Genomic DNA, 18,925 nt, shown 5'->3' with positions numbered 1-18,925 from the left:
GCGTCCTTACATCTGCGTCAGCTTTTGCAGCATCTGGTCGGAGGTGGTGATGGCCTTGGAATTGATCTCGTAGGCGCGCTGGGTCTGGATCATATTGACCATCTCCTCCACCACGTTGACGTTCGAGGTTTCCACATAGCCTTGCAGAATCGTGCCGGTGCCGTTGCTGCCCGGCGTGTTCTGCTGCGGCGCGCCGGAGGCGGTGGTTTCCACGTACAGGTTCTCGCCCTTCGATTCGAGCCCGGTCGGGTTGATGAAGGTGGCCAGCTGCAAACTGCCCAGCTGCTGGGTGGTGGTGGCGCCGTTGGTGCCGGCGATGTTGACCGAGACGGTGCCGTCGCGCGCCACGGTGATCGACTGCGCGGTGATCGGAATGGTGATGGCCGGCTGCAGCGTGAAGCCCTCCGAGGTCACCATCTGGCCGTTCTGGTCGCGCTGGAACGAGCCGTCGCGGGTGTAGGCGGTGGTGCCGTCCGGCAGCAGCACGGTGAAGAAGCCGCTGCCGTTGACCATGATGTCCTTATCGTTGCCGGTCGACTGCGGATTGCCCTGGGTGTGGATGCGTTCGATGGCGACGGTGCGCACGCCGGTGCCGAGCTGCATGCCGGACGGCAGATTGGTCTGCTGCGACGATTGCGCGCCCGGTTGGCGGATATTCTGGTACAGCAGATCTTCGAAGACCGCGCGCGACTTCTTGAAACCGTTGGTGCTGACGTTGGCCAGATTGTGGGACGTGACGTCCATCTGCGTCTGCTGCGCTTCCATGCCAGTCTTGGCGATCCATAACGAACGTATCATGTTGCTTCTCCCAATGCCGGACGAACATCAAACCTGTTCATCCCATGCCAGCATTATGCGGGAGAGTGCATCAACTCAAAGCGAGGATCTGGGTGGCTTTTGCGGCGTTATTCTCGGCGTTCTTCATCAGGCTCATTTGCATCTCGAACTGCCTGGCCAGACTGATCATGTTGACCATGGAATCGACCGGATTGACATTGCTGCCCTCCACCGCGCCGTCGACCACGCGCACGTTGGCGTCGGCCTGGGCCGGCGTGCCGTCGGCCTGGCGGAACAGGCCGTCGTCGCCGCGCAGCAGCGTCTTGGTGTCCGGATTGACCAGCTTGATACGGCCGAGGACGTTGGCCGGCCCCGGCGCGTAGTTGTCGTCCATCACGCTGATGGTGCCGTCGCTGGCGATGGTGATCTTGGTGTCCGGCGGCACCGCGATCGGCCCGCCGTCGCCGATCACCGTCTGCCCGCTGGTGGTCTGCAGGATGCCGTTCTCGGTGATCTTCAGGCTGCCGTTGCGGGTGTAGGCTTCCGAACCGTCGGCCGACTGCACCGCGATCATGCCCTGGTCGCGGATGGCGATGTCGAGCGGCCGGCCGGTGGTCTCGATCGGCCCGGAGCGGAAGTCGGTGCCGACCGTGGAGTCGACCACGAAGGCGCGCGTCGGCAAGCCCTCGGACACCACCGGCACCGCGCGGAACGTGTCGAGCTGGGCGCGGAAGCCGGTGGTGGTGGCGTTGGCCAGGTTGTTCGACACGGTGGCTTGCTGCTCCATCACGTGCCGGGCGCCGGTCATCGCGGTATAGACGAGGCGGTCCATGATTTACCTCATCAGCGCAGGTTCACCAGCGTCTGCAGGATCGAGTCCTCGGTCTTGATGGTCTGCGAGTTGGCCTGGTAGACGCGCTGCGCGGTGATCATGTTGACCAGTTCGGCCGTCAGGTCGGTGTTCGAGGTTTCCACCGCGCTCGAGCGCAGCTGGCCCATCGAGCCGGCGTTCGGCACGCCCACGACCGGAGGACCCGACGACGAGCTTTCCGCCCAGGCATTGTTGCCCAGTGGCGTCAGGCCATCGACGCTGGCGAAGTTGGCCATGGCGATCTGGCCCATCGGACGCGACTTGCCGTTGCTGTACTGGCCCAGGATCACGCCGTTCTCATCGATCGAGTAACGCTGCCACGAACCGGCCGAATAGCCGTTCTGGGTGGCCGGCTGCGGGTTGGTGACGCTGCCGTACTGGGTGATGTTGTCGAACGAGGTGGCGATCGTCATCGGCTGCTGCGCGCCGGTGTCGGGGAAGATCGGCAGCGAGATCTGGAACGGCAGGGTCTGCGGCACGGGCAGCTGCGCCATCGCCTCCGGGTCCAGCGCGCCGCTCTTGGTGAACAGCAGCGTGCCGCTCTTTACCGCCGGCACATTCAGGGCCGAGGCCAGCTTGGCGTTGATGTCGTCCGGGGTCATGCCGGTGATCGCCTGGCTGCCGGTCGGATCGAGCGCGCCGAAGGCGGCGGTCAGGGCGTCCAGCTGGTCCTGCGAGGCGTTGGCCGGCGGCACGCTGGCGGCGGTCAGCATCGAGTTGTAGGCCGCGCTGGCGTAGTTGTAGGCGGCAGCGGCGATGTCGGACGCCACCGGCGGCGTGGTGCGCACCGCATCGTTGTAGGCGGTGCGGGCATCGGTCACGGTCTGGTCGATGGCGATCGAGGCCACCACGCCGGCCGACACCACTTCCTTGCCATCGGCCGAGCTGTACACGTCCCAGGTGTTGGCGTCGGTCTTGACGTAGTAGGTGGTCATGATGTGCGACGTGCCCAGGCTGTCGTAGACGTTGGTGTCGCTGCGGGTGTTGTAGCTGGTCGGATCGTTGGCGTCGAACGGCACGGTGGCCGGCACTTTTTCAGCCGAGCTCAGATTCATCGCGAAGCTGGCGGTGGTGGTCTCGACCGGTTTCAGGTCCGACTTGTCCAGCGTCAGCGGCACCGGCGCGCCCATCTGGATCACGCCGGCCTTGTTCGACAGGTAGCCGGTCAGCACGGCGCCCTGGGCGTTGACCAGGGTGTGGTTGGCGTCTTCGTGGAACTGGCCGTTGCGCGAGTATTCGACCGCGCCGTTGACCACCAGGCGGAAGAAGCCGCCGCCGTTGATCGCCACGTCGAGCGGATTGCTGCTCGACTCGATATTTCCCTGCGTGAATTGCTGCGCCAGTTTGGACACCGACACACCGATACCGGCGTTGTTGCCCGATACGCCATTCAGCGAGTTGGCGTACAGGTCGGCAAACTGCGCCTGCGAACTCTTGAAGCCCACGGTGCTGGCATTGGCGATGTTGTTGCCAATGACGTCCAGCGATTTGGATGCAGCATTCAAGCCGCTCAGTCCTTGTTGGAACATGGTATTCCCCTATGGTAATGACTGCTTACAGAACTTCTTTGATGTCGCTCATGGCGAAGTGCCCGAGCGAGGTATTCAGTTTGACGCCGCCGCTGCCGGTCGACACGCTGGCCACCGCCGCCAGCTGCAACGGCGTCGCCGTCAGGGCGCTGCCGGCGGTGGTGGCGGTGACGGTGAAGGTGTAGTTGCCGGCCGCCGCCATGCTCTTGTCGTCCTTGGTGCCGTCCCAGGTGATCGGGTAGGTGCCGGCCTCGGCGTTGGTCATGCTCATGGTGCGCACGGTCTTGCCGCTGCTGTCCTGGATCGAGATGCTGACCGCCTCCGAGTCCGACGGCAGGTCGACGCCGAACACGCTGGAGTTGGTCACGGTGCCGTCGTCGGCGGTCGAGCTGTTGAGCTGGATGCCCTTGCCTTCCACCAGCACGCCCTTGCCGATCAGGTTGATCGCGCTGGACGACTGCGAGCTGGCGATGTCGGTGCGCAGCGATTCCAGCGTGGCGTTGACCTTGTTGATGCCGGTCACGGTCGACAGCTGGGCCAGCTGGCTGGTCATGGCGGCATTGTCCATCGGGCTCAGCGGATCCTGGTTCTGCAGCTGCGTCACCAGCAGCTTCATGAACTTGTCCTGATCCGCCTGGGTGGCGTCGGTGGTCGTGCTGGTGCTGCTGGTGTTGGTGGTATTGACTGGCGCTGCAACTGGCGTGTCAAACACTCCGCTAACGGTCATGATGGCCTCTTATTTACGTTTGACCAATGGTCAGGGTTTTCAACAGCAGCGTTTTCGCCGCATTCATGGTTTCTACATTGTTCTGGTACGAGCGCGAGGCCGACAGCATATTGACCATCTCATCGACCACATTGACGTTGGGCATGGTCACATAGCCGTTTTCGTCGGCGCCCGGATGCTTGGGGTCGTACACCATCTTCATCGGCGACTGGTCTTCCACCACCTGCTTGACCCGCACGCCGGTGGAGGCGCCGCCGTTGGTCGGCGTGGTCGCCTCGAACACCACCTGGCGCGCGCGGTAGGCTTCGCCGCTGGCGCTGGTGGCGCTGTCGGCATTGGCCAGGTTGGAGGCCACCACGTTGAGCCGCTGCGACTGCGCGCTCATGGCCGAACCGGAAACATTGAAAATATTAAACAGTGACATGATCAGCTCCCGGACTGGATCGCCGCCAGCATCGATTTGATCTGGCCGTTGATCGCGGTGATCCCGGCCTCATAACGGATGCCGTTGTCGGCAAACTGGTTGCGCTCGACGTCCATGTCGACCGTGTTGCCGTCCACCGCGCCCTGAATCACGCCGCGGTACAGCAGCGGCGTGCCGTCGGCCAGCGTACCGGCGTCTTGCAGGGGGTTGGGGTAATGCCTGGCGGCGGTGGTGGCCAGGGTCTGCTGGGCGTTCGGATTGGCCTTGTCCAGCGCTGCCTGCATGGCGCTGCTGAAGTCGATATCGCGCGCCTTGTAGTTCGGGGTGTCCGCGTTGGCAATATTGGAGGCGAGCACCGACTGGCGCTGCGACCGCAGGCTCAGTGAGGTTTCATTGAAACGAAAATAATCGTCTAACTTGTTGCCGAGCATGATGCGCTCCCTTTCCACATTGATGACAGGATCGATGATACGGAGTTGCCTGCCGCCACCATCGGGCAATAAGCCCCGTTTTTCCCGCCTTATTCAACGCTTCAAGTTCAGGCCGCCAGACTATGATGGCAGCATTGAACGGGAAACCACGACCATGAAACCACGTCTGCTCACTACCGCGCTGTTGGCTGCCGCACTCAGCGCCAGCATCGGCACCGCTGCCGCCCAGGGCGGCCGCCAGGACATCGCCGCCATCAAAAGCACGGTCGCGGAATTCCTGCAGCTGCAGGCCGGCGGCCTGCCGGGCCAGGTGACGGTCACCGTCGGCGCCATCGATCCCCGCATCAATCTGGCCGCCTGCCCCGCGCCGCAAGCGTTCTTCATGCCCGGCGCCCGCGCCTGGGGCAAAACCACGGTCGGCGTGCGCTGTGCGACACCCGCGACGTGGACGGTATATATTCAAGCCAACGTGACGGTGGTGGGCGAATACCTCGCTGCCGCCGCGCCGCTGATCCAGGGCCAGCCGATCGACGCCAACCAGTTGACGGTGCTCAAGGGCGATCTGACAATGTTGCCGCCAGGCATAGCGACCGACGCCAGCCAGGTGATCGGCCGCAGCGCCACGGTGTCGTTGCCGCCAGGAACGCCTTTGCGCCTCGACACCTTGCGCAGCAAGCCGGTGGTGCAGTCCGGCCAACTGGTGCGGCTGGTATCGAGCGGCAACGGTTTCAGCGTCTCGGCCGAGGGCCGCGCGATGAGCACGGCCGGCGACGGCCAGGTGGTCCAGGTAAAAACCGGCAATGGCCAGCAGATCACCGGCATTGCCAAGAATGGCGGCATGGTGGAGGTGGCGTTTTGATCCATAGTTTGAGCGATAGTCGGGCCCATCCGGCTAAAGTTTACGAGCGAATCGCCGTTACCGACTCAGATCCCGGAGTTTCGTACTCCTAGCTGAGAAGGAAATGCTGTGAAAATTAACGATACACTCAAGAGCACGCCAGGCTTGCCGTCAACGCCTGCCGCCACCGGCGCCACCGCGCGTGGCGCCGACAAGGCAGCGGAAGCGGCGCCGGCGAATGTCGCCTCGGATAATGTGCGCCTGTCCTCGCAAGGGCAGGCGATGGCGGCCAGTTCGGCCAGCGGCGCCAACGCGGTGTTCGACACCAAGAAAGTCGAACGCATCAAATTGGCAATCGCCGATGGCCAGTTCCAGGTCAACTCGGAAAAAGTAGCGGATGGCTTGCTGGATACCGTCAAGGATCTGCTGCACTCAAGAAAACGATAGGATAATCATGACCACCGTCACCCCGCTGAACAGCCTGCGCGAAGAAGAACACATCATGGCAACCCTGCTCGATGTGCTGCGCCAGGAGCAGCAACTGCTGGTGGCGGCGGATATGGAAGGCCTGCCGGCCGTTACCACCCGCAAAACCGCGCTGGTCACGCAAATGACCCTGTTATCCGCGCAACGTCACCGCTCGCTGGGCAAATGCGGCTTTCCCGCCGAGGAAGCCGGCATGGACGCATGGATCGCCGCCAGCGGCGAGGCGCGCGACGAATCGGCCACCCTGTGGTCGGCGCTGCTGCAGCACACGCGCGACGCCAAGGAACTGAACCGCGTCAACGGCATGCTGATCAACAAGCAGATGGGACACACCCAGGATGCGCTGCAAGCCTTGCGTCCGGCGGGTTCGACCAACAATAATTTCTACGGCCCGGGCGGCGTCACCACCTCCCTGCCGCGCAGCCGCGGCTTCCTCGCCGGCTAAGACTTCAGACTGATCTTTACTGCGCCGGCAGCACTGTCGGCAGTTCGGTGGCAGGATCAGGTATCCCCGACAGTATCGTCACCGCCACGCGGCGATTGCGTGCGCGGCCTTGCGCCGTGTCGTTGCCGGCCACCGGCTGGTTGGCGCTGAAGCCCACCGCCGTCAGCCGCTCCGGCGCCACGCCGGCGTCGATGAACAGCCGCACCACGCTGCTGGCGCGCACCGCCGACAGTTCCCAGTTGGACGGATAACGGGGATTGGCGATCGGCTGGTTGTCGGTATGCCCTTCCACCTGCACGCTGTGGCTGTCGGCCTTGAGCAGGCTGGCGACGGCGCGCAGCGCCTCCACCGATTCCGGCATCAGGCGCGCCTCGCCCGGATCGAACAGCACCGAGGCGTTGATCTCGACGCTGACGCCGCGGCTGTTCTGCGTGACCCGCACCTTGCCTTCCTTGACCAGCGGCGCCATGGTCGACAACAAGTCCTGCGCCAGCTTGGTCATCTGCTCTTTTTCCTTGCGCAGCAGTTCGGTGCGGCGTTTCAGCGCGGGATTGGGTATCGGCAGGTTCGGCACCTGGGTGTTGATCGGCGTGGCCGCGCCCTTGCCGCCGAAGGCGTCGCCGAGCGCGTCGGAAAAGATCTTGTATTTGCCGATGTTGACCGCCGAAATCGCATACATGACGACAAAGAAGGCGAACAGCAGCGTGATGAAGTCGGCGTAGGAAATCAGCCAGCGCTCATGGTTCTCCGGTTCGTCGTCGAATTTCTTGCGGGCGCGCCGGTACTGCATGTCAGTGCTCCCGCATCAGCGTGGCGATGCGCTCGTCGATGACGCGCGTGTGGTCGCCGGTGGCGATGTCGTAGAACACCGCCGCCGCGATCTCCTGCTGGTGCACGGCCTGCGTGACGATCGCCTTCAATTTATTCGCGACCGGGTAGAAGAACAGGTTGGCCAGGCCGACGCCGTAGATGGTCGAGACGAAGGCCACCGCGATGCCGGCGCCCAGCTTGCTCGGATCGGTCAGGTTTTCCATCACGTGGATCAGGCCCAGCACGGCGCCCAGGATGCCGATGGTGGGCGAATAGCCGGCCGCCGATTCCCAGATGCGCACCGCCTGGCGCTCGGCCGTTTCATAGGCGGTGATTTCGGTGTCGAGCAGCTGGCGCAGCTTTTCCGGCGCGATGCCGTCGACGATCAGGCGCAGGCCCTTGACGTTGAACTGGTCCTTGGACGACAGCATGTAGCGCTCCAGCGACAGCAGGCCGTCGCGCCGCGCCGCCAGGTTCCAGGCGTTGATGTCGCGCGCCAGCGCGGCGCGGCTGTCCTTCGGCGGCGCGAACACCAGCCGCAGCATGCGCAGGCCGCGCACAAAGGTTTTGAAGCGGGTCTGCAGCAGCACGGCGCCAAAGGTGCCGATCACCACAATCGCGAACGCCGCCGGTTGCAGCAAGGAAGTGACCTTGCCGCCCTCCAGCGTCTGGCCGACGATCACGCCGGCCAGCGCCAGGAGGACGCCGGCTACGCTGGCCCAGTCCAAGACCGCTCCCGGAGTGAGGCGCGCAGCCGCGCCACAGCCTGCGTATGCAATTGCGATACGCGCGATTCGGATACTCCCATCACGGCGCCGATTTCTTTCAAGTTGAGCTCCTCTTCGTAGTACAGCCCCATCAGCATCTTCTCGCGCTCGGGCAGCATGTCGATGGCGTCGATCACGGCCTGGCGGAAGTCGCCGTCCAGCAGCGAGCGCAGCGGGTCGGCGTCCTCGTCCGAGGCGTAACGGTCGAGGAAGCTGTCGTTGCCGTCGTCGTCGTGGAAATCCTCGTAGTACACCAATTGGTGGCCGCCGCCGTCGCCCAGCATTTCCTGGTAGTCGGCCAGCGACAGCTTGAGCGACTTGGCCACTTCCGATTCGCTCGGCGGCCGGCCCAGCCGCTGCTGCAGCGTCGACATGGCGGCTTCGACCTTGCGCATGTTCTGGCGCAGCGAGCGCGGCATCCAGTCGCTGTTGCGCAGTTCGTCCAGCATGGCGCCGCGGATGCGCAGCACCGCATAGGTTTCGAATTGCGCACCGTGGGTTTCTTCGTAACGGCTGATGGCGTCGAGCAGGCCGATCATTCCGGCTTGCACCAGATCGTCGACTTCGACGCTGGGCGGCAGTTTCGCCTTCATGTGGTGGGCCAGGCGCTTAACCAACGGCATGTGCTCCGTCAGCAAGGTGTCCTTGTCCGCTTTCCCTTTTACCGTGTACATTCGAATAGTTTTTTTTAATAATTAAGCACTGAAATGGTTGCCGCTCCCCGTCTGGAAAGAAGGCGAGCCTGCCAGCGCGAAGCGCCCCGCCAGTTGACGAAACGCCACCGAAGCGCCGGCCAGCGGGAAGGCATCGACCACCGCGCGCCCCAAGCGCGCCGCACGTTGCAAGTATTCATCCGCCGGCACCGACCCCATGGACACCAGATTGACGGCCAGATAACGGCTTGCTGCCTGTGCCATATTATCGTAAACCACCCGGGCTTCGTCTTCAGAGGCGCCGGTGACCAGAATTCCGAACGGCCGCCGCCCCAGTTCCTGGTTCAGGCGCTTAATCATACTGTACGCAGCCTTGATCGAGGTAGCGCTATTGGAAACTTGTACCACGATTTCCGAGCTGGCCATGATCGGCACCGGGAACGCTTCGCCGTCGAACTCGCCGTCAACCAGCACCATGCCGGTCTGTTTGGCCAGCACGTCGAAGGCCTTGGCCAGGCGGCGCGTCTCGTCCGGGCCGGAGCGCGCGGCGCCGCGGGTCATCGACGCCACCGAAAAGCCCTGCGGCACGGCGTGGATCACCTGGTTCAGCGCGCATTCCTGGCGCGCCACGTTCAGCAGGCTGTGGCCGCCGTCGACGCCGAGCCGCGAGGCCACGCCGTGGGCGCTGGCGCAGGCGTCGACGATCAGCACGTCGTTGCCGGCCCGGGCCAGCGAGGCGCCCAGGTTGACCAGCATGGCGCCCTTGTCGTCCTGCGGATTGGCCGACAGGAAGGTGACGATGCGGGGCTGCGCCCCGGCCAGCATGCGGCGCAGGCCCTCCGCCTGGTCGAAATCGAAATTAGCCAAGGTGCACCTCGCGCATGGCGTTGTCGTTGGCGCCGCTCATCAGCAGCGGCAGTTCGGCGTCCAGGTACTGGGTGTTGACGATATCGCGTTTCAATTTGAACGCGCGGTCGATCAGGTAGGCCGGATCGGCCAGGTGCAGGTCTTCCGGCACGCGCTGGCCGTTCGACACGTAGAACAGGTTGAGCTTGTGGCGGATCACGACGTCGAGCGCGTTGCCGATGGCGGCCGCTTCGTCCAGCTTGGTCATGATGCAGCCGGCCAGGCCGCTGCCCTGGTAGGCGCGCACCACCTCGCTCAGGGTTTCCTGGGTGGCGGTGGCGTTCAGGCACAGCACGCGCTTGACGTGGGCGCCGGCGCCTTGCAGCATCGACACCTGCTCGGTGACCATCTGGTCGCGCTGGCTGACGCCGACGGTGTCGATCAGCACGGTGTGCTTGTTCTTCAGTTCCTTCAGGGCGATGCGCAGGTCGGCCTCGTCCTTGACCGAGTGCACCATCACGCCGAGGATCTTGCCGTAGATGCGCAGCTGTTCGTGGGCGCCGATCCGGTAGGCGTCGGTGGTGATCAGGGCCAGCTTGTCCGGGCCGTGGCGCATCACGCAGCGCGCGGCCAGCTTGGCGGTGCTGGTGGTCTTGCCGACGCCGGTCGGGCCGACCAGCGCGAACACGCCGCCCTGGTCGATCAGCGCGTCTTCGTTGGCCATGGTTTGCAGGTTGCGCGTGAGGACGGTCTTGATCCAGCGCAGGCTGTCGGCGGCGTCGCGGCCGGCCGGCAGTTTTTCGATCAGGTAGCGCGCCAGGCTGGCCGAGAAGCCGGCCGCCAGCATTTCGCGCAGCACGGCGGTCTTCTGCGGTTCGCGCGCTTGCGTCGCGCCCCACGACAGTTCGGCCAGCTGGGTTTCCATCATGCCGCGCATGGCGCGGATTTCGTTCATCATGCCGCTCATTTCAACGGCGGCATTTTCCTTGGCGCTGGCGACGGCGGCGCTGACCATGGCGGCGATCTGGCTGGCGTCGATCGCCGGCGCGGCTTTCGGCTGCGCCGCGACCGGTGCTGGCGCAGGCGTTGGCGCCGGCGCGGCGGCGGCGACCTTGGTGGCCAGCGACGAGTGCGAGGCGACCACGCGGCGTTGCGGCTGCGGCGGCAGGCCGGCCGGCATGGCGGCCATCACCGGCGCACGGTGCGGTTCTTCATCAAAACGTGGTTCCACGCGGCCGCCGGCGGACGGCACCGCGCTCACGGCGCCGAGGTCCAGCGACGGCGCCGGTTCGGCCATCGGCGAATGGGGGGCGGGCATGGCCAGCGAGGCGGCATCGTCGTTAGCCAGCGCGAGGATTTCCACCACGCCGTCGGACTGGCGATTGGACAGGATCACGGCGTCGGGGCCGAGGGATTCGCGGACTTTGCGCAGCGCTTCGCGGGAAGTCGGTGCGGTAAATTTTTTAACGTTCATGACCGTCTCTCAAGGGAACCAGATTGAGCAGTGCGTCTTCCATGCGAGACGCCTTAACTCCAATGGTTCCATTATTGACGATGCACTCTGGAAATGATCTGATGAACAGGGGCAGAAATGGGCCGCATTTCAGTCGCGGAAAACCTCGTCCAGCGAACCCGCATCGACAAAGTTCAGCGCCCACACAGCAAGCTGCTCCGGATCCGCCCGCGCCAGCCGCTGCGCGACCGCCACATCCAGCGGCCCGAAGCGCTTGCGCAGCAACGCCGCCAGCAGTTCGGCCCGCCCTTCTTGCAGACCTTCTTTCCGACCGATTTCCATTCCTATTCGCTCAATGGAAGATATGTAAGGCATGATTCCCCTCCTCTCCAATTGCAGGATGCCTTGCCTGATCCGGCTGTCCAGCGATGCAGGCAAACGCATCATCCAGTCGATCATCCGATACAAATTAATGATACGCTGCCGGTCCCAGTCGCGCTGATACAGTAGCTTGGTCAAGCGCCACTTGGCCATGCGGCGGCGATGCGGCCGGTGCGTGGTTTGCCGTGTCAGCAAATGCGCGGCGGTGACCAGCGCAAAGGGGTTGGCATCCACCAGCAACGCTTCCATCCGGCCTGCGTAATCCATCAATTTAGCCATCGGAAAATCCAGCCGCATCTCGCAGCCCAGCAAGCGATAAGCAAACGACGATGGCCGCCAGCACGTGCTGTCATCCGCCAGCACAGCCATGCTGGCGACCGGCCGTTGATAACGGTCATAGACACGGTAGTGATAAACAAAGATGCGCTCGGCAAAACCGGAATCGCGCCAGCCCTGCACCTCCAGATGCACCAGCACCCACTGCTCGCCGCCGCTATGCAGATGCACACGCACCAGCTTGTCCGCCAGCCGCTTGCCCAGTTCGGCATCGCGCGACAACGCGGCCAGCTCCTGGTCGAGGAAATCATGCGGCCGCGACCAGTCGATCGCCGCGTGCGCAACGGGAAAATAGAAAGCCATGAATTCGGGGAAGTGGTCGGTCACCACGTCCTTCCACGGCGTGTCGTAGTCGTCGTTCATGCAGGCAGTCTAGGCTGCCTGCATCAGCGCGTGACGGCCTGGATCAAACTCAGGTCGGCTGCTGGCCCACCAGCGCGGTGACGCGAATGGTTTTGCTTTCCGGAATCTCGGCATGCGACAGCACTTTCAGCTGCGGCAGCGAGCGGCGCAGGAAGCGCGACAGCAAGGCGCGCAACGGTCCCGGCACCAGCAGCACCGGCGTCAGGCCCAGCGCCTCCTGCTGCTGCGCGGCCGACGCGGCCTGCTGCGCAATGGTATCGGCCAGGCCCGGCTCGATGCCGGCGCCGTCCGGACCGCTGGCCGCCAGCGCCTGCATCAGCAGGCGTTCCAGACGATTGTCCAGCGTCATCACCGACAGCTCGCCGGAACCAGGGAACAGCTGCTGCACGATGGCCCGGCCCAGCGCGATCCGCACCAGCGCCGTCAGGTCGCCCGGATCTTGCGTATGCACCGCATGCTCGGCCAGGGTCTCGATGATGGTGCGCATGTCGCGGATGTGCACGCCTTCCATCAACAGGTTCTGCAGCACCTTCTGCAAGGTCGAGATCGACACCATCTTCGGCACCAGGTCTTCCACCAGCTTCGGCGATTCCTTGCCCAGGTGATCCAGCAGCGACTGCACCTCGGACCGGCCCAGCAGCTCCGAAGCATGCGTGGTGATCAGGTGATTCAAATGCGTCGCCACCACCGTGCCGGCATCGACCACGGTATAGCCCATGCTCTGCGCCTGGTCGCGCAGGCTGGCGTCGATCCACACCGCCGGCAGGCCGAAGGCCGGATCGGTGGTGACCATGCCCTGTAAGGTGCCGGTCGCCATGCCCGGATTGATCGCCAGGAACTGGCCGTTGAAGGCCTCGCCGGTGCCCACTTCCACGCCCTTGAGCGCGATGCGGTAGGCCGACGGTTTCAATTCCAGGTTGTCGCGGATGTGCACCGGCGGCGCCAGGAAGCCCACCTCCTGCGCGAACTTCTTGCGGATGCCCTTGATGCGCTTGAGCAGCTCGCCGCCTTGCGTCTTGTCCACCAGCGGAATCAGACGGTAGCCCACTTCCAGGCCCAGCGTATCGACCGGCATGATGTCCTGCCAGGTCGCCTCCTCCTGCTCCGACGCCGCCGCCGCGGCTGGCGCCGCCGCTTCCGCCGCGGCCGTATCGGCCGCCACTTTTTCCACTTTCTTCTTCGACATCAGGTAAGCCGAACCGCCCAGCGTACCGGCCAGCATGATGAACACCAGGTTCGGCATGCCCGGAATCAGGCCCAGGCCGCCGATGATGCCGGCCGTGATGTACAGCACTTCCGGCTTGGAAAACAGTTCGCCCACCAGCTGCGTGCCGATGTCCTTGTCGCTGGCCACGCGCGACACCACGATACCGGCCGCGATCGAAATGATCAGCGAAGGGATCTGCGCCACCAGGCCGTCACCGATGGCCAGCAGCGTGTAGTTTTTCAGCGCGTCGGCAAACACCATGTCGTGCTGGATCAGGCCGACCAGCAGGCCGCCGACCACGTTAATCACCGTCACCAGGATGCCGGCCACCGCATCGCCGCGCACGTACTTCGACGCACCGTCCATGGCGCCGTAGAACTCGGCTTCCATCGACACTTCGCTGCGGCGCTTCTTGGCGTCGGCTTCACCGATCAGGCCGGCGTTCAGGTCGGCGTCGATCGCCATCTGCTTGCCCGGCATCGCATCCAGGGCGAACCGCGCGCCCACCTCGGCGATACGGCCGGCGCCCTTGGTCACGACCACAAAGTTAATGATGGTCAAAATCACGAACACCACGATACCGACCGTGTAGTTACCGCCGATCAGGAAGTGGCCGAAAGCCTCGATCACCTTGCCGGCCGCGTCGGCGCCGGTGTGGCCCTCGGTCAGCACCACGCGGGTCGAGGCCACGTTCAGCGACAGGCGCAGCATGGTCGACACCAGCAGGATGGTCGGGAAGGACATGAAATCGAGCGGCTTCACCGTGTACAGCGAGGTCAGCAGCACGATCACCGCCAGCGCGATGTTAAAGCTGAAGAACATATCCAGCACAAACGCCGGCAACGGCAGGATCATCATCGCCAGCAGCATGACGATCAGGATAGGCGCCGCGATGCTGCCCTTGTTTTTCGCGTTGGCCATGCCTTGCAGCCATGGCGGCAGCTTCAGGTTGCTGAGGGCGTTCATACAGATGCTCCGTTATTCAAATCGGGTTTCTTGCCGTTCTTGGGAATGAAGGCCGGGTCGAGCGGGTCCATGGTCGGCGGCACATCGAGTTTCTTCGGTTCTTGCGGACGGTTGCCGCCGCCGCGGTTGAACACGCGCAGCTGGAACACATAGGCCAGCACTTCGGCCACCGCCGCGTACAGCTGTTCGGGAATCTCGTCGCCGATCTCGGTATGCTTGTGCAGCGCCCGCGCCAGTGCCGGCGCTTCGAGGATCGCGACCTTGTTTTCCTTGCCGATTTCGCGGATCTTGGCGGCCACCTCGTCGGTGCCCTTGGCCACCACCTTCGGCGCGCCGCGCATGCCGTCGGCGTACTTCAGCGCCACCGCGTAGTGGGTCGGATTGGTGACGATGACGTCGGCGGTCGGCACGTCGGCCATCATGCGGCGCTTGGCCATCTCGCGCTGCAGCTGGCGGATCTTGCCCTTGATCTGCGGGTTACCGTCGGATTCCTTGGATTCCTGGATCAGTTCCTGGCGCGTCATCTTCAGCTTGTTGGCGTAGTGCCACATCTGGTACGGGCCGTCGATGCCCGCGATCAGGCCCAGCGCGCCGACGATGAACAGGAAGCTGCTGCCCAGCATGTTGACCATGTGACCGATGCCCATTTGCAGCGGTTCGACCGACAGGCCGATCACCGCGTCCTTGTACTTCAGCACCACCATCCAGGTGACGAAACCGACCACCACCGTTTTCAGGATCGCCTTGAGCAGCTCGACCAGGGCGTTCTTCGAAATCATGTTGGTCAGGCCGCTGATGGGATTGAGCTTGTTGAAATTCGGCGTGAACACCTTGCTGCTGAACAGCCAGCCGCCGACCAGCAGCGGCGAAGCCAGCGCCACCACCATCACCGCCACGCCCAGCGGCAGGCAGGCCAGCATCACGCGCACCACGTCGACGCCGATGCGGTGGAACAGCACGTCGGCATTGAAAATCTGCTCCTGGTCCATCGCCAGGCCGGACACCAGCGCCGATTCCAGCTGGCGGACCAGACCGTCGCCGGTCATCCACAAGCCGGCGCCAGCCGCCATCAGCACGGTAAACGTCGCCACTTCCCGCGATCGCGGAACGTCGCCTTCTTCACGCGCCTGCTCGAGGCGCTTCGCTGACGCGGGTTCGGTCTTTTCTGCGTCGCTGTCGTCTGCCATGGGGTCTGCCTGCTGCCAGGATTAATCTGATGGTGCCATTATCGATGGCGGCGGCGGCTGGGCATCGGTGGAATACGGCGGGTTTTCACCGCCATATCCACGATTCCATACGGAAACTCAGCGTTGAGTGAGGGTTTGCGCGATGGCGCCGAACACCGACTTGCCATCGTCCAGCATCTCGATGCGGATGGTGTCGCCGAACGCCATGAACGGCGTCAGCGGCGCGCCGCCGGCGATCATCTCCAGGCAGCGCTGCTCGGCGATGCAGGAATAGCCCCGTTTGGCGTCCTTGTTGGACACCGTGCCGGAGCCGATGATGGAGCCGGCCCGCACATTGCGCGACTTGGCCAGGTGGGCGATCAGCTGCGGGAAATTGAACACCATGTCGACGCCGGCATGCGGCTTACCGACCAGCTTGTCGTTCCAGGTCGACAACAAGGGCAGGTGCACCTTGCCGCCCTTCCAGGCGTCGCCCAGCTCGTCCGGCGTGACCGCCACCGGCGAAAAGCTGGTGGCCGGCTTGGACTGGACGAAGCCGAAGCCCTTGGCCAGCTCGTCCGGAATCAGGTTGCGCAGCGATACATCGTTGGCCAGCATCAGCAGGCGGATGCGCTGCAGCGACTGGTCGGCGGTCGCCCCCATGGGCACATCGTCGGTGATCACGGCCACTTCCGCTTCGAAATCGATGCCCCACTCCTCGTGCGCCAGCACGATGTCATCGGTCGGACCGAGGAAATCGTCGCTGCCGCCCTGGTACATCAACGGCTCTTCCCAGAACGACTCCGGCAGCTCGGCGCCGCGCGCCTTGCGCACCAGCTCGACGTGGTTGACGTAGGCCGAACCGTCCGCCCACTGGAACGCGCGCGGCAGCGGCGCCATGCAGTTTTGCGGGTCGAAATCGAAGCGGCGACGGCCGCCGCCCCGGTTCAGTTCCTGGTAGATGTCATCCAGTTGCGGGGAGATGAAGGTCCAGTCGTCGAGCGCGCGTTGCAGCGTGCGGGCCACGCCGTCGGCCAACTGGGCGCTTTTCAGGTCGCGCGACACCACCATCAACTGGCCGTCGCGGCTGCCGTCCTTGAGGGTGGCGAGTTTCATGCGGGAGCAAGCAGCGCGAGTTGTTCAGCGGTGAGGTAGCACCAGTCGCCTTCCTCGATCTCCAGCGAGGCCAGCTCCAAGCCGCCGATGGCCGAGCGGTGCAGCGCCGAGCAGTGATTGCCGGCGGCCGCCAGCATGCGCTTGACCTGGTGGTATTTGCCCTGCTCCAGCACGATTTCCAGCTGGTGCTCGCCGCGCTTGATGCAGGTCTGCGCCGCCAGCGGTGCCGGTTCGTCGTGCAACTGCACGCCGGCCAGCAGTTGGGCGATCAGTTCGTCGGTGACCGGCTCCGCCGTGGTGGCCTGGTAAATCTTCGGCACATGGCGCTTCGGCGACGATTGCGCGTGGATAAAGGCGCCATCGTCGGACATCAGCAGCATGCCGGTGGTGTCGTGGTCGAGCCGGCCGACCGGCTGCACGTCGCGCCAGGTCAGTTCTTCCGGCAGCAGCGTCAGCACGCCGGGATGGTGGCTGGGCTTGCGCGAACACTCATAGTTCTGCGGCTTGAACAGCGCGATGTAGACGTGTTCGCGGTACACCACGTCCTCGTCGAACAGATTGAACACCAGGCCATCGGTCTCGATCAGCTCTTTGTAGTTGTCGTGTACCACGCCGTTGATGGTGACTTCACCATCTTCAATCAGCGCGCGGCAGTATTTGCGGGTGCCGTAGCCCTGCGATTGCAGGATGCGGTCAAAGGATAATTTACTCATGGCCGCGATTTTACAGGAGTCTGCAACCTTGATGCATATCAAGCCGCGCCGGAATTCCATTGATAGACTGAAACTGCATTAGGAATTTCCCTACTGCGCATCGGAATCTCAGCAGGACATGCTATGACTTATATCGCCAACCCAGCGGCGCAAGCCCAGGCCGCCACCCACCGCACCGCCCTGCTGCTGCAACGCTGCAGCCACGGTCCCGCCACCTTCGCCAGCGCCCAGGCGCTGTGGCACGGCTACCAGCAGACGCTGTTCCTGGCCTGGCTGGACGCCGGCGGCTTCGCGCAAGCCGAAGGCGCAATAGAAAACAGCGGCACGGAGCCGCTGTTTTCAGTCCCACACGGGGACTTGAACGAGGAATCGAAATTCTCTCTGAGCCGCATCGATGATGCGGTGGAGTAGTTCCATCAATCAGACTGAGTCAAGAACGTGCTGACAACAAGCTAAACTGTTTATATCGGCCCCCCTTGGAAAGAACTACACCACCACTATAGTTCACCACCCTGGATATGCAAGTGAAAAGAAGGCTGTATTGATAATGTTAATCGCCCAGCCAGTCCTGCAGCAACGCAGGCTAATGCAGGCTCGGCCGTACAGTGTCCACCGCCGACTTCATCGCGCCGGCGCCCATGGCCGCGCCGAATTTCTTCAGCACGCGTTCCGGCAGGCCTTCATGCTGGGTGTAGTCGACGATGTCCTCGGCCTTGACCACGTCGCGCGCCACCGTGTCGACGGTGCCGTAGGCGTCGGCCAGGCCCATGTCGATTGACTTGGCGCCGGTCCAGAACAGGCCGGAGAACATGTCCGGCGTTTCCTTCAGGCGCTTGCCGCGGCCGTTGCGCACCACCTGGATGAACTGCTCGTGGATTTCGCCGAGCATCGCCTGCGCGTGCTGCTTGTGTTTTTCGGTCAGCGGGCTGAACGGGTCCATGAAGCCCTTGTTCTCGCCGGCCGTCAGCAGGCGGCGCTCGACGCCGAGTTTTTCCATCGCGCCGGTAAAGCCGAAGCCGTCCATTAGCACGCCGATCGAGCCGATGATGCTGGCTTTGTTGACGTAGATGCGATCGGCGCCGGCCGCGATGTAGTAGCAGCCGGAGGCGCAGATCTCGTCCACCACCACGTACAGCGGCTTGCCCGGATAACCTTTGCGCAGGCGCACCATCTCGTCGACGATCATGCCGGCCTGCACCGGACTGCCGCCCGGGCTGTTAATGTGCAGCACCACCGCCACCGAGCCGCTGTCGGAGAACGCCTTGTTCAGCGCCGGTATCACCACCGCCGCCGAGCCGCTGCCTTCGGATTCGATGGCGCCCTCCACTTCGATCAACGCGGTGTGGCGGCCCAGCGTTTCGCTGTCCGAGCCGGTCCAGCTGAAATCGAAATACGCGCTCAGCGCGAACACGATCACCAGCAAGGTCAGCGCCTTGAAGAAAATGCCCCAGCGGCGCGCCGCCTTCTGCTCTTTCAGCGTGGCGAACACCAGTTTTTCCAGCACCTCGCGCTCCCAGTTGGAGGCGTTGACGGCCGGCTTGGGCGGCTGCGGCTGCGGGTTAGGCGCTGGTGCTGGAGTGCTGCTCGGATCGATGTTGTCGCTCATGGATTGCTTTGGTG

General features: G+C 64.0%; 21 protein-coding genes. 4 read left to right on the top strand and 17 right to left on the bottom strand.

The features are described from left to right. Positions 1-6: 6 nt before the first annotated feature. The 6 genes from flgG to flgB form a co-directional block, all read right to left on the bottom strand. Complete coding sequence (flgG, locus tag GJ695_RS03305; protein ID WP_154362181.1) at positions 7-798, bottom strand: flagellar basal-body rod protein FlgG; 792 nt, start codon at positions 796-798, stop codon at positions 7-9. Between the two features lie 70 nt (positions 799-868). After that, entirely contained in the window at positions 869-1,609 is a 741-nt protein-coding gene (flgF, locus tag GJ695_RS03300; protein ID WP_154362180.1) for a flagellar basal-body rod protein FlgF, read from the bottom strand. Between the two features lie 11 nt (positions 1,610-1,620). Then, positions 1,621-3,177: a flagellar hook protein FlgE gene (locus tag GJ695_RS03295; protein ID WP_154362179.1), complete on the bottom strand. Its 1,557-nt coding sequence runs from the start codon at positions 3,175-3,177 to the stop codon at positions 1,621-1,623. Between the two features lie 25 nt (positions 3,178-3,202). Further along, positions 3,203-3,904: a flagellar hook assembly protein FlgD gene (locus GJ695_RS03290; RefSeq protein WP_154362178.1), complete on the bottom strand. Its 702-nt coding sequence runs from the start codon at positions 3,902-3,904 to the stop codon at positions 3,203-3,205. 13 nt (positions 3,905-3,917) lie between these two features. After that, the gene (gene flgC, locus GJ695_RS03285; RefSeq protein WP_154356314.1) at positions 3,918-4,328 is read right to left on the bottom strand and encodes a flagellar basal body rod protein FlgC; all 411 of its coding nucleotides are present in this window, start codon (positions 4,326-4,328) and stop codon (positions 3,918-3,920) included. Positions 4,329-4,330: 2 nt separating this feature from the next. Then, the gene (gene flgB / locus GJ695_RS03280) at positions 4,331-4,759 is read right to left on the bottom strand and encodes a flagellar basal body rod protein FlgB (RefSeq protein WP_154362177.1); all 429 of its coding nucleotides are present in this window, start codon (positions 4,757-4,759) and stop codon (positions 4,331-4,333) included. Between the two features lie 154 nt (positions 4,760-4,913). On the opposite strand from flgB, the gene flgA reads away from it, so the two are divergent. From flgA to GJ695_RS03265, 3 genes are all read left to right on the top strand, one after another. After that, positions 4,914-5,618, top strand: coding sequence for a flagellar basal body P-ring formation chaperone FlgA (gene flgA, locus GJ695_RS03275; protein ID WP_154362176.1), 705 nt, complete (start codon positions 4,914-4,916; stop codon positions 5,616-5,618). 108 nt (positions 5,619-5,726) lie between these two features. Continuing rightward, a complete protein-coding gene (flgM, locus tag GJ695_RS03270; RefSeq protein ID WP_166455034.1) occupies positions 5,727-6,044 on the top strand; it encodes a flagellar biosynthesis anti-sigma factor FlgM in 318 nt (105 codons plus the stop codon). Between the two features lie 7 nt (positions 6,045-6,051). Then, complete coding sequence (locus GJ695_RS03265; protein WP_154362175.1) at positions 6,052-6,528, top strand: flagella synthesis protein FlgN; 477 nt, start codon at positions 6,052-6,054, stop codon at positions 6,526-6,528. A gap of 16 nt (positions 6,529-6,544) precedes the next feature. On the opposite strand, the gene motD is transcribed toward GJ695_RS03265, so the two are convergent. The 10 genes from motD to GJ695_RS03215 form a co-directional block, all read right to left on the bottom strand. Then, complete coding sequence (motD, locus tag GJ695_RS03260; RefSeq protein WP_154362174.1) at positions 6,545-7,318, bottom strand: flagellar motor protein MotD; 774 nt, start codon at positions 7,316-7,318, stop codon at positions 6,545-6,547. 1 nt (position 7,319) lies between these two features. Further along, entirely contained in the window at positions 7,320-8,066 is a 747-nt protein-coding gene (locus GJ695_RS03255; RefSeq protein ID WP_154362173.1) for a flagellar motor protein, read from the bottom strand. After that, complete coding sequence (locus GJ695_RS03250) at positions 8,048-8,779, bottom strand: RNA polymerase sigma factor FliA (RefSeq protein ID WP_154362172.1); 732 nt, start codon at positions 8,777-8,779, stop codon at positions 8,048-8,050. Before GJ695_RS03250 ends, GJ695_RS03255 begins: the two co-directional genes overlap by 19 nt. 21 nt (positions 8,780-8,800) lie before the next feature. Then, positions 8,801-9,625 carry a MinD/ParA family ATP-binding protein gene (locus GJ695_RS03245; RefSeq protein WP_154362171.1) on the bottom strand — a complete coding sequence of 275 codons (825 nt, stop codon included), beginning with the start codon at positions 9,623-9,625 and terminating at the stop codon, positions 8,801-8,803. After that, the gene (gene flhF / locus GJ695_RS03240) at positions 9,618-11,078 is read right to left on the bottom strand and encodes a flagellar biosynthesis GTPase FlhF (protein ID WP_154362170.1); all 1,461 of its coding nucleotides are present in this window, start codon (positions 11,076-11,078) and stop codon (positions 9,618-9,620) included. The genes GJ695_RS03245 and flhF overlap by 8 nt, the downstream gene beginning before the upstream one ends. A 129-nt stretch (positions 11,079-11,207) precedes the next feature. Continuing rightward, positions 11,208-12,137 carry an RpnC/YadD family protein gene (locus GJ695_RS03235; RefSeq protein WP_154362169.1) on the bottom strand — a complete coding sequence of 310 codons (930 nt, stop codon included), beginning with the start codon at positions 12,135-12,137 and terminating at the stop codon, positions 11,208-11,210. A 49-nt stretch (positions 12,138-12,186) separates the two neighbouring features. Further along, positions 12,187-14,310 (bottom strand): flagellar biosynthesis protein FlhA, encoded by a 2,124-nt coding sequence (gene flhA / locus GJ695_RS03230; RefSeq protein WP_154362168.1) that lies wholly within the window; start codon positions 14,308-14,310, stop codon positions 12,187-12,189. Further along, entirely contained in the window at positions 14,307-15,497 is a 1,191-nt protein-coding gene (gene flhB / locus GJ695_RS03225) for a flagellar biosynthesis protein FlhB (protein WP_154362167.1), read from the bottom strand. Before flhB ends, flhA begins: the two co-directional genes overlap by 4 nt. A 117-nt stretch (positions 15,498-15,614) precedes the next feature. Continuing rightward, positions 15,615-16,592, bottom strand: a complete 978-nt coding sequence (locus GJ695_RS03220) for a fumarylacetoacetate hydrolase family protein (protein ID WP_154362166.1) — start codon at positions 16,590-16,592, stop codon at positions 15,615-15,617. Further along, entirely contained in the window at positions 16,589-17,305 is a 717-nt protein-coding gene (locus GJ695_RS03215; protein ID WP_154362165.1) for a pseudouridine synthase, read from the bottom strand. The genes GJ695_RS03220 and GJ695_RS03215 overlap by 4 nt, the downstream gene beginning before the upstream one ends. A gap of 123 nt (positions 17,306-17,428) precedes the next feature. Here GJ695_RS03215 and GJ695_RS03210 point away from each other — a divergent pair, with 123 nt between their 5' ends. Then, the gene (locus GJ695_RS03210; protein WP_229260308.1) at positions 17,429-17,716 is read left to right on the top strand and encodes a hypothetical protein; all 288 of its coding nucleotides are present in this window, start codon (positions 17,429-17,431) and stop codon (positions 17,714-17,716) included. Positions 17,717-17,888: 172 nt separating this feature from the next. Here GJ695_RS03210 and GJ695_RS03205 read toward each other — a convergent pair whose 3' ends face one another. Then, on the bottom strand, positions 17,889-18,911 hold the full coding sequence (locus GJ695_RS03205; RefSeq protein WP_154362164.1) for a S49 family peptidase: 1,023 nt from the start codon (positions 18,909-18,911) through the stop codon (positions 17,889-17,891). Positions 18,912-18,925: the final 14 nt, after the last annotated feature.

It is taken from the genome of Duganella alba, assembly GCF_009674495.1.
GTDB lineage: Bacteria > Pseudomonadota > Gammaproteobacteria > Burkholderiales > Burkholderiaceae_D > Rugamonas > Rugamonas alba.
The sequence above is the reverse complement of the archived record's forward strand: the minus strand, read 5'-3'. Positions and strand labels throughout refer to the sequence as shown.

Excerpts from the sequence above, each read along its gene's own strand:
- GJ695_RS03205 (WP_154362164.1), bottom strand. The coding sequence starts at position 18,911 with ATGAGCGACAACATCGATCCGAGCAGCACTCCAGCACCAGCGCCTAAC.
- flgB (WP_154362177.1), bottom strand. The coding sequence starts at position 4,759 with ATGCTCGGCAACAAGTTAGACGATTATTTTCGTTTCAATGAAACCTCA.
- GJ695_RS03265 (WP_154362175.1), top strand. The coding sequence starts at position 6,052 with ATGACCACCGTCACCCCGCTGAACAGCCTGCGCGAAGAAGAACACATC.
- GJ695_RS03250 (WP_154362172.1), bottom strand. The coding sequence starts at position 8,779 with ATGTACACGGTAAAAGGGAAAGCGGACAAGGACACCTTGCTGACGGAG.
- flgF (WP_154362180.1), bottom strand. The coding sequence starts at position 1,609 with ATGGACCGCCTCGTCTATACCGCGATGACCGGCGCCCGGCACGTGATG.
- flgG (WP_154362181.1), bottom strand. The coding sequence starts at position 798 with ATGATACGTTCGTTATGGATCGCCAAGACTGGCATGGAAGCGCAGCAG.
- flhB (WP_154362167.1), bottom strand. The coding sequence starts at position 15,497 with ATGGCAGACGACAGCGACGCAGAAAAGACCGAACCCGCGTCAGCGAAG.
- GJ695_RS03215 (WP_154362165.1), bottom strand. The coding sequence starts at position 17,305 with ATGAGTAAATTATCCTTTGACCGCATCCTGCAATCGCAGGGCTACGGC.
- flhA (WP_154362168.1), bottom strand. The coding sequence starts at position 14,310 with ATGAACGCCCTCAGCAACCTGAAGCTGCCGCCATGGCTGCAAGGCATG.
- flhF (WP_154362170.1), bottom strand. The coding sequence starts at position 11,078 with ATGAACGTTAAAAAATTTACCGCACCGACTTCCCGCGAAGCGCTGCGC.
- GJ695_RS03295 (WP_154362179.1), bottom strand. The coding sequence starts at position 3,177 with ATGTTCCAACAAGGACTGAGCGGCTTGAATGCTGCATCCAAATCGCTG.
- flgA (WP_154362176.1), top strand. The coding sequence starts at position 4,914 with ATGAAACCACGTCTGCTCACTACCGCGCTGTTGGCTGCCGCACTCAGC.
- flgC (WP_154356314.1), bottom strand. The coding sequence starts at position 4,328 with ATGTCACTGTTTAATATTTTCAATGTTTCCGGTTCGGCCATGAGCGCG.
- GJ695_RS03220 (WP_154362166.1), bottom strand. The coding sequence starts at position 16,592 with ATGAAACTCGCCACCCTCAAGGACGGCAGCCGCGACGGCCAGTTGATG.
- GJ695_RS03210 (WP_229260308.1), top strand. The coding sequence starts at position 17,429 with ATGACTTATATCGCCAACCCAGCGGCGCAAGCCCAGGCCGCCACCCAC.
- GJ695_RS03235 (WP_154362169.1), bottom strand. The coding sequence starts at position 12,137 with ATGAACGACGACTACGACACGCCGTGGAAGGACGTGGTGACCGACCAC.
- motD (WP_154362174.1), bottom strand. The coding sequence starts at position 7,318 with ATGCAGTACCGGCGCGCCCGCAAGAAATTCGACGACGAACCGGAGAAC.
- GJ695_RS03290 (WP_154362178.1), bottom strand. The coding sequence starts at position 3,904 with ATGACCGTTAGCGGAGTGTTTGACACGCCAGTTGCAGCGCCAGTCAAT.